Annotated in this window: 6 protein-coding genes and 1 pseudogene; 4 read left to right on the top strand and 3 right to left on the bottom strand. The window is 70.3% G+C overall.

The genetic code is table 11. The features are described 5' to 3' along the window. The first annotated feature begins 48 nt into the window (after nucleotides 1-48). Genes fptA through JHD77_RS17705 form a run of 4 tightly spaced genes read left to right on the top strand, consistent with a single transcriptional unit; the run spans nucleotide 49 to nucleotide 5236 of the window. A complete protein-coding gene (gene fptA / locus JHD77_RS17690; RefSeq protein WP_023116522.1) occupies nucleotides 49-2211 on the top strand; it encodes a Fe(3+)-pyochelin receptor FptA in 2163 nt (720 codons plus the stop codon). Further along, entirely contained in the window at nucleotides 2211-2492 is a 282-nt protein-coding gene (locus tag JHD77_RS17695; RefSeq protein ID WP_003107348.1) for a protein FptB, read from the top strand. Before fptA ends, JHD77_RS17695 begins: the two co-directional genes overlap by 1 nt. Nucleotide 2493: 1 nt before the next feature. Next, nucleotides 2494-3999, top strand: a complete 1506-nt coding sequence (locus JHD77_RS17700) for a PepSY-associated TM helix domain-containing protein (protein ID WP_023090318.1) — start codon at nucleotides 2494-2496, stop codon at nucleotides 3997-3999. Continuing rightward, nucleotides 3992-5236, top strand: coding sequence for an MFS transporter (locus JHD77_RS17705; RefSeq protein ID WP_003115085.1), 1245 nt, complete (start codon nucleotides 3992-3994; stop codon nucleotides 5234-5236). Before JHD77_RS17700 ends, JHD77_RS17705 begins: the two co-directional genes overlap by 8 nt. 95 nt (nucleotides 5237-5331) lie before the next feature. Here JHD77_RS17705 and phzM read toward each other — a convergent pair whose 3' ends face one another. The 3 genes and pseudogenes from phzM to phzF form a co-directional block, all read right to left on the bottom strand. Further along, the gene (gene phzM, locus JHD77_RS17710; protein ID WP_003093633.1) at nucleotides 5332-6540 is read right to left on the bottom strand and encodes a pyocyanin biosynthetic protein PhzM; all 1209 of its coding nucleotides are present in this window, start codon (nucleotides 6538-6540) and stop codon (nucleotides 5332-5334) included. Between the two features lie 179 nt (nucleotides 6541-6719). Next, complete coding sequence (gene phzG / locus JHD77_RS17715) at nucleotides 6720-7364, bottom strand: phenazine biosynthesis FMN-dependent oxidase PhzG (RefSeq protein ID WP_003112073.1); 645 nt, start codon at nucleotides 7362-7364, stop codon at nucleotides 6720-6722. Nucleotides 7365-7389: 25 nt separating this feature from the next. Then, a pseudogene (phzF, locus tag JHD77_RS32385) lies at nucleotides 7390-7758 on the bottom strand (phenazine biosynthesis protein PhzF); the annotation flags it as partial.

Raw genomic sequence — 7758 nt, forward strand, 5'->3', positions numbered from 1 at the left:
TAATGATAAGCATTATCAAATCGTATATCCCCCGAGGCTGTTCGAACGATGAAAACGGAGACGAAGGTGATCAAGGGACGCCAGGGCATCGCCCGCAATCGGCACACCCCGTTGTGCCTGGGGCTGCTGCTGGCGCTGAGTCCGCTGGCCGCGGCCGTGGCCGACGCGCGCAAGGACGGCGAGACGGAACTGCCGGACATGGTGATCAGCGGAGAAAGCACGTCTGCCACCCAGCCGCCGGGGGTGACTACCCTGGGCAAGGTGCCGCTCAAGCCGCGCGAGCTGCCGCAGTCCGCCAGCGTCATCGACCATGAGCGCCTCGAACAGCAGAATCTGTTCAGCCTCGACGAAGCCATGCAGCAGGCCACCGGGGTCACCGTGCAGCCGTTCCAGCTGCTGACCACCGCCTACTACGTGCGCGGCTTCAAGGTCGACTCCTTCGAGCTGGACGGGGTGCCGGCGCTGCTTGGCAATACTGCCAGTTCGCCGCAGGACATGGCGATTTACGAGCGGGTCGAGATCCTTCGCGGCTCCAACGGACTGCTGCATGGCACCGGCAACCCGGCGGCCACCGTCAACCTGGTGCGCAAGCGGCCGCAGCGCGAATTCGCCGCCAGCACTACCCTCAGCGCCGGGCGCTGGGACCGCTACCGCGCCGAGGTCGACGTCGGCGGCCCGCTGAGCGCCAGCGGCAACGTGCGCGGCCGAGCGGTGGCCGCCTACGAGGACCGCGACTACTTCTACGACGTGGCCGACCAGGGCACCCGCCTGCTCTACGGGGTGACCGAGTTCGACCTGAGCCCCGACACCCTGCTCACCGTCGGTGCGCAATACCAGCACATCGACTCGATCACCAACATGGCCGGGGTACCGATGGCCAAGGATGGGTCCAATCTCGGGCTGTCCCGCGACACCTACCTCGATGTCGACTGGGACCGCTTCAAGTGGGACACCTACCGCGCCTTCGGCTCCCTCGAACAGCAACTGGGCGGCGGCTGGAAAGGCAAGGTCAGCGCCGAATACCAGGAAGCCGATTCGCGCCTGCGTTACGCCGGCTCCTTCGGCGCCATCGACCCGCAGACCGGCGACGGTGGCCAGCTGACGGGCGCCGCCTACAAGTTCAAGAGCATCCAGCGCAGCCTCGACGCCAACCTCAATGGGCCGGTGCGACTGTTCGGCCTGACCCACGAACTGCTCGGTGGGGTCACCTACGCCCAGGGCGAGACCCGCCAGGACACCGCACGCTTCCTCAACCTGCCGAACACCCCGGTCAATGTCTACCGCTGGGACCCGCACGGCGTGCCGCGCCCGCAGATCGGCCAGTACACTTCGCCGGGCACCACCACCACCACCCAGAAAGGCCTCTATGCCCTGGGTCGGATCAAGCTCGCCGAGCCGCTGACCCTGGTGGTCGGCGGCCGCGAAAGCTGGTGGGACCAGGACACCCCGGCCACCCGCTTCAAGCCCGGTCGCCAGTTCACGCCCTACGGCGGGCTGATCTGGGACTTCGCCAGGGACTGGTCGTGGTATGTCAGCTACGCCGAGGTCTACCAGCCGCAGGCGGATCGCCAGACCTGGAACAGCGAGCCGTTGAGCCCGGTGGAAGGCAAGACCTACGAAACCGGGATCAAGGGCGAACTGGCCGACGGCCGCCTGAACCTGTCGCTGGCGGCGTTCCGCATCGACCTGGAGAACAATCCGCAGGAAGACCCGGACCATTCGGGGCCGCCCAACAATCCGTTCTACATCAGCGGCGGCAAGGTGCGCAGCCAGGGCTTCGAGCTGGAAGGCACCGGCTACCTGACGCCCTACTGGAGTCTCTCGGCCGGCTACACCTACACCAGCACCGAGTACCTCAAGGACAGCCAGAACGACTCGGGGACGCGCTACTCCACCTTCACCCCGAGGCACCTGCTGCGCCTGTGGAGCAACTACGACCTGCCCTGGCAGGATCGGCGCTGGAGCGTCGGCGGCGGACTCCAGGCGCAGAGCGACTACAGCGTCGACTACCGCGGCGTGAGCATGCGCCAGGGCGGCTACGCACTGGTCAACATGCGCCTGGGCTACAAGATCGACGAGCACTGGACGGCGGCGGTCAACGTCAACAACCTGTTCGACCGGACCTACTACCAGAGCCTGTCCAACCCCAACTGGAACAACCGCTACGGCGAACCGCGCAGCTTCAACGTCAGCCTGCGGGGCGCGTTCTGATGCCGCGCCAGTCGGGCTTCGGCTGGGCCTGGCGGGTTCCGCTGGCGCTCGCCGGCAGCCTGGCGGCGGCGACCGCCAGCGGCTATCTGTTGACTCGCGGGCTGCCCCTGGACGACCCGCTCGAGCGTCTCTACGCCGGGCTCTTCGGCGCGCTCGGGGTGGGCTTGTTGCTGCTTGTCGGCGGGTTGCTGGCGCGTGGTCCGGGCAACTTCGCCTGGCGCCTGGGCGGTAGCCTGCTGGTACTGGGCCTGGCGTTGTGGCTGCTGGCGGGGCGCGGTTGAAGTGGCGGCGCGTCCTCTCCTGCTCTCGCTGCACGGTGGCGCCGGCGCGCTGTTCGGCGTGTTGCTGTTCGTGGTGCTGTTCAGTGGCGCCTGGAGTCTTGGCCACGACGACCTGCGCGAGTGGCTGCGGGCCCCGGCGCAGGCGGGAGGAGAAGCCCTTGCGCTGGAGCGCCTGCTCGAACGGGCGGGCGAGGAAGGCGTCGACATCCGCGATGCGACCCTGCTGCTGCCCGCTCCCGGCCATGCCGCCTTCAGCGTCTGCGATGCGCGCCTGGACTGCCGGCTGGACCTCGACCCGGCCAGCGGCCGGGTGCTGCCACCGATGCCGGCGCTGGACCTCCTGCTGAACCTGCACAAGAGCCTGTTCGTCGGCTTCCCCGGGCGGGTGCTGGTCAGCCTGTTCGGCGTATCGCTGTTGCTGCTGTGCCTGGCCGGCGTGCTGCTGCACAGCCGCCGCTGGCGCGACCTGCGGCGTTGGCGGCGGGATCGCGGGCTGCGCCTGGCGCTGTTCGACCTGCATGGCCTGATCGGCATCTGGGGACTGCCCTGGCTGCTGTTGTTCGGTTTCACCGGCGCGCTCAGCGGGCTGGGCGCGCTCGGGACCCTGCTGCTGGCGCCGGTGGCCTACCCGCAGGAACCGAACCGGGTGTTCGTCGAGTTGATGGGACCGCCGCCGCCCGCCGCCGAGGGGCGGCCATTGGCGTCCCGCATCGATCTCGACCGCCTGCTTGCCGGCGATGCCGTGCGGGCGCCCGGCTTCGTCGCCCAGCGTTTGAGCCTCAGTCATGCCGGGGATGTCGCCGGCAGCGTGGAGATCGCCGGTATCCGGCGTGGCCTGCCGAGCACCGCGAACTTCGAGCGGCACCGCTATCGGCTGGCCGACGGCACCCTGCTCGGCGAGCGCAGCTCGGCGCAGCGCGGTTTCTGGCTGCGCGCCTTCATCGCCGTGCAGCCGTTGCATTTCGCCCAGTACCAGTGGCTCGGGCCGGGCTGGTCCGCCGCGTTGCGCGGCCTGCACCTGGCGATGGGCCTCGGCGCCTGCCTGCTCTGCGCCAGCGGCCTGTACCTGTGGCTGCAACGACGCGCCTCGGCGCCGGACGCCCGCGTACGGCTCTTGCAGCGCCTGAGCGAGGGTTTCTGTGCCGGCCTGGTGGCGGCGGCCGCGTTGCTCCTGCTGGGGCTGCAACTCGCCCCCTCGGAGCTACTCGCCGGACACTGGCCGGGGCGGCTGTTCCTTGTCCTGTGGGCCGCCGCTGGCCTGGCGGCGTTGCTGCTGCCGGGCGACTGGCCGCTGGCGCGCGGGTTGCTCGGCGTCGCCGGGTTGGCCTGCCTGGCGGCCGCCGTCGCGCACCTGGCGCCCTGGCTCATGCGCGGCCGGCTGCCGGCCCTGGGCCCCGACCTCACCCTGATCCTCTGCGGCGCGCTGCTCATCCGGCACGCCTGGATGCAGGCGCGCGCCGCCGCGCCACCCGCCCACCCCCGTGTCACCGGAGACCACCATGCTTGAGCTGTATCGCCACCGCCGCCTGGTCATCACCCTGGCGTTGCTCTACCTGTCCCAGGGCATTCCCATTGGCCTGGCCATGGACGCCCTGCCCACCCTCCTGCGCCAGGATGGCGCGCCATTGCAGGCGCTGGCCTTCCTGCCCCTGGTGGGGCTGCCCTGGGTGGTCAAGTTCCTCTGGGCACCCTGGGTCGACAATCACTGGTCGCGCCGTCTCGGCCGGCGGCGTAGCTGGATCCTGCCGATGCAATGCATGGTCCTCGCCTGCCTGCTCGGCCTGGCGACGCTCGGCCTCGGCGTGGCCAGTGCCGGTTGGGCGGTCGGCCTGCTGGCGCTGGCTTCGCTGGCCAGCGCGACCCAGGACATCGCCACCGACGGCATGGCGGCGGAGCACTTCAGCGGCGAGCTGCTGGCCAAGGTCAACGCGGTACAGATCGCCGGGGTGATGATCGGCTTCTTCGGCGGCGGCGCCGGCAGCCTGATCCTCGCCGGGCATTTCGGCCAGCGCACGGCGTTCCTGGTCATGGCCTGCGTGCCGCTGGCAAGCCTGTGCTGCGTGCTCGCCCTGGGGCGCGGCGACCCCCACGAACTCCCCCCGGCACCGGCCGCCAAGGCCAGCCTGCTGCGCTTCCTGCGTCGGCCGCTGGCGCCTTCGCTGCTGGCGCTGGCGCTGCTGTCGGCGATGACCGCGGTATCCGGCTTCGGCCTGTCCAAGCTGTACCTCAGCGATGCCGGCTGGGCCTTGCAGGACATCGGCCGGCTGGGCATGAGCGGTGGCCTGGTCACGGTATTCCTCGGCTGCGGCGGCGGCGCCTGGCTGGTCAGGCGGATCGGCCTGTGGCGCGGTTTCGCCCTTGGCGTGGTGCTCGCCGGTTGTTCGGCGCTGCTCTGGTATCTGCAGGCCGGTCGCTGGTTGGCACTGAGCGAAGGATTGGCGTGGACCTGCGTGCTGATCGGCTCGCTGGCTACCGGCATCACCTCGGTGGCGATCCTCACCGCGGCGATGCGCTTCGCCGGCCAGGGCGGCCAGGCCGGCACCGATGTCACCGCGGTGCAGAGCACCCGAGACCTCGGCGAGATGCTGGCGTCTTCGTTCCTGGTCAGCCTCACCGCGCAGATCGGCTATGCCGGCGGTTTCCTCACCGGCAGCGCCCTGGCGGTGCTGGCCCTGCTGCTCGCCCTGCGCCTGCAGGCCGGCGAGGGGCGCGGGGAGTGGAAGGGGCGGGCGGAAGAGGCCTGAGGCGCTGCCGATAGGCGCGCAGCGCCCGGCACCCGCACGGATGCCGCCTCTCCCGCGGACGGGAGAGGGCAGGCGCGGTGGCCTGCCCGGTGTTGCTAGCGTGGCCGTTCCACCTGGTTGCGGTAGCTGCCGGTGATCGCTTCCAGCGCCGCGCTCTTCTCGGTCTTCGGTCGCGAAGCCGCGGCCCATTCCTCTTTTTCCCGTTCGCGGTTGGCCAGGATGATCTTGTTGGCGGTCGGCCGCCGCGCTTCTTCGTATTCGCGCAGGGCTGCGGCCACGTCGGCGTTGCGCGCCAGCGCGGCGGCCAGCTCGATGCCGTCGAGGATCGCCTGCGAAGCGCCGTTGGCGCCCATCGGATACATCAGGTGGGCGGCGTCGCCGAGCAGCGTGATGCGTCCCCGGCCCCAGTGCGGCAGCGGATCGCGGTCGACCATCGGGTACTGCAGGATCAACTGGTTGCGGGTCAGCAGGTCGCGGATGTCGAACCAGCCCAGGTCCCAGTCGGCGAAGAACGGCAACACGTCTTCCAGGCGTCCGTTGCGGTTCCAGTCGGCCTCGTTGTCGAGCTGGCCGACGGCGGCGCTCGGCACCATGCACACCCAGTTCACCAGCGACTTGCCTTCGGCCGCGTGGCGCGCCGAGATCGGATAGGCGACCAGGCGCGACCAGTGCTCGTCGTTGGCGACGATCATGGTCTTGCCGTCGAGGAAACGGTCGAACTCGGTGACGCCGCGCCACATGGTGATCCCACCGTGGGACAGCGGCCCCTGGTCGGGATGCAGGTGCGCGCGGACCGCCGAATGGATGCCGTCGGCGCCGACCAGCACATCAGCACCGAGCGCCAGGGGCTTGCCGTGTCCGTCGCGGGCGCCGATCAGTACGCGGCCGTCGCGCTCTTCGATGCGCTCCACGCCGAGACCGGTGCGTACCGCCTGTTGGCCGAGACGCTCGCGCACCGCGGCGAGCAGGATCATCTGCAGTTCGCCGCGATGGATCGAGTACTGCGGATAGGCGTTGCCGGCTTCCACCCCGCGCGGCTCGGACCATACCGTGGCGCCGCTCTGGTCGATGTAGCGCAGCTCGTGGGTGGGGATGGCGGTGGCCGCCAGCGCCGGGCCGAGGCCCAGTTCGGCAAGGGCCTCGACCGCCGCGGGCTGGATATTGATGCCGACGCCAAGGGGGCGTATCTCGCTGCTGCTTTCCAGCAGCGTGACCTTGCCGATGCCGGCCTGGTGCAGGGCCAGGGCGCAACTGAGGCCGCCGATGCCGGCGCCGGCGATGAGGATATCGATGGGTTCGCTCATGGGTGCTTCCTTTTCTCGAGTGTTCGAATCGATGGGGGTTCGGCTGGGATGGATGACCGTTTACCGCGATGAAACGTCGGCGCAGCGGCGGATAACGCCGGTGGCGTTATTCACCCTACGGCCCGACTCCGGGGCCGCGGGACGCATATCCGCCATGAAACGCCGGCGCAGCGGTGTCGTCACGGTTGCAGGTAGCGGTGCTTCCAGCCTCCTTCGTCGCGGTCGTAGCGCAGGCGCTCGTGCAGCCGCTCGGTGCCGTTGCCCCAGAACTCCACCGACTCCAGGCACAGTTCGAACAGGCAGTAGCCCGGCGGGCGCGGCAGCGGGCCGTCGGTTTCCGCCAGGCGCCGGGCTTCGGCGCGCAGGGCGTGGATGTCGGCGAGGGTTTCGCTCTGCCGCGAGGCGATCGACATCGGGTGGGTCTGGTACGGGCGGCTCAGCCACTGGGCGTCGGCGCGCTCGTCGGGCAGGCGTTCGGCGCGGCCGTTGAGGATGATCTGCTGGCTGCTCTCGCGCCAGTACAGCACCCCCGAGGCCCAGGGGTTCTGCGCCAGTTCGCGGCCCTTCTGGCTATCGGCGTGGGTGGCGAACACCACCCCGCGCTCGCCCAGCTCGGCGATCACCACGATCCGCGTCGACGGCCGGCCCTGCCCGTCGACCGTGGCCAGGGCCAGTGCCCGCGGCTCGCGCACGCCATAGCGGCGGGCGCGTTCCAGCCAGTTGCGCAGCACCTCCATGGGGTTCGCCGGCGGCGCCTCGAACTCCGGGAAAGGGGCTTCGATGGTCCCGGTGAGGGACTCGGAAATGTTCGCGTTGACGCCCATCACGGCGTTCCTCCGTTCTGCCCGTTCACAGGTAGGCGCGGCCTTCGGCGAAGGCCGCGCCGTTGCCCGACACTTCCACCGCCGAGACCCGCTCGCCGGCGCCCTCGGCGCGGGCGTACATGCGCGACGGCCGGCCGATCTCGACGCCCTGGAGGATCTCGATCTGCTGCCCGTAGGGAATCTGCCGGTGGCGCGCCAGGTGGATCGCCAGCGGCCCGGCGGCGGAACCGGTGGCGGCGTCCTCGACCACGCCGTAGGCCGGCGAGAACATGCGGCTGCGCCAGTGCCGCCCGGCGCCGGCGAAGCAGTTCACCGCCAGGTCCGGGAAGTCGCACAGCGCGCGGTGGTCGGGGTGCAGCGCGGACAGCGCGGCGACGCTCTCCAGGCCGACGAA

It is taken from the genome of Pseudomonas sp. P20, from assembly GCF_016463925.1.
Lineage (GTDB): Bacteria > Pseudomonadota > Gammaproteobacteria > Pseudomonadales > Pseudomonadaceae > Pseudomonas > Pseudomonas aeruginosa.

Excerpts from the sequence above, each read along its gene's own strand:
- fptA (WP_023116522.1), top strand. The coding sequence starts at position 49 with ATGAAAACGGAGACGAAGGTGATCAAGGGACGCCAGGGCATCGCCCGC.
- JHD77_RS17695 (WP_003107348.1), top strand. The coding sequence starts at position 2,211 with ATGCCGCGCCAGTCGGGCTTCGGCTGGGCCTGGCGGGTTCCGCTGGCG.
- JHD77_RS17705 (WP_003115085.1), top strand. The coding sequence starts at position 3,992 with ATGCTTGAGCTGTATCGCCACCGCCGCCTGGTCATCACCCTGGCGTTG.
- phzM (WP_003093633.1), bottom strand. The coding sequence starts at position 6,540 with ATGAGCGAACCCATCGATATCCTCATCGCCGGCGCCGGCATCGGCGGC.
- phzG (WP_003112073.1), bottom strand. The coding sequence starts at position 7,364 with ATGGGCGTCAACGCGAACATTTCCGAGTCCCTCACCGGGACCATCGAA.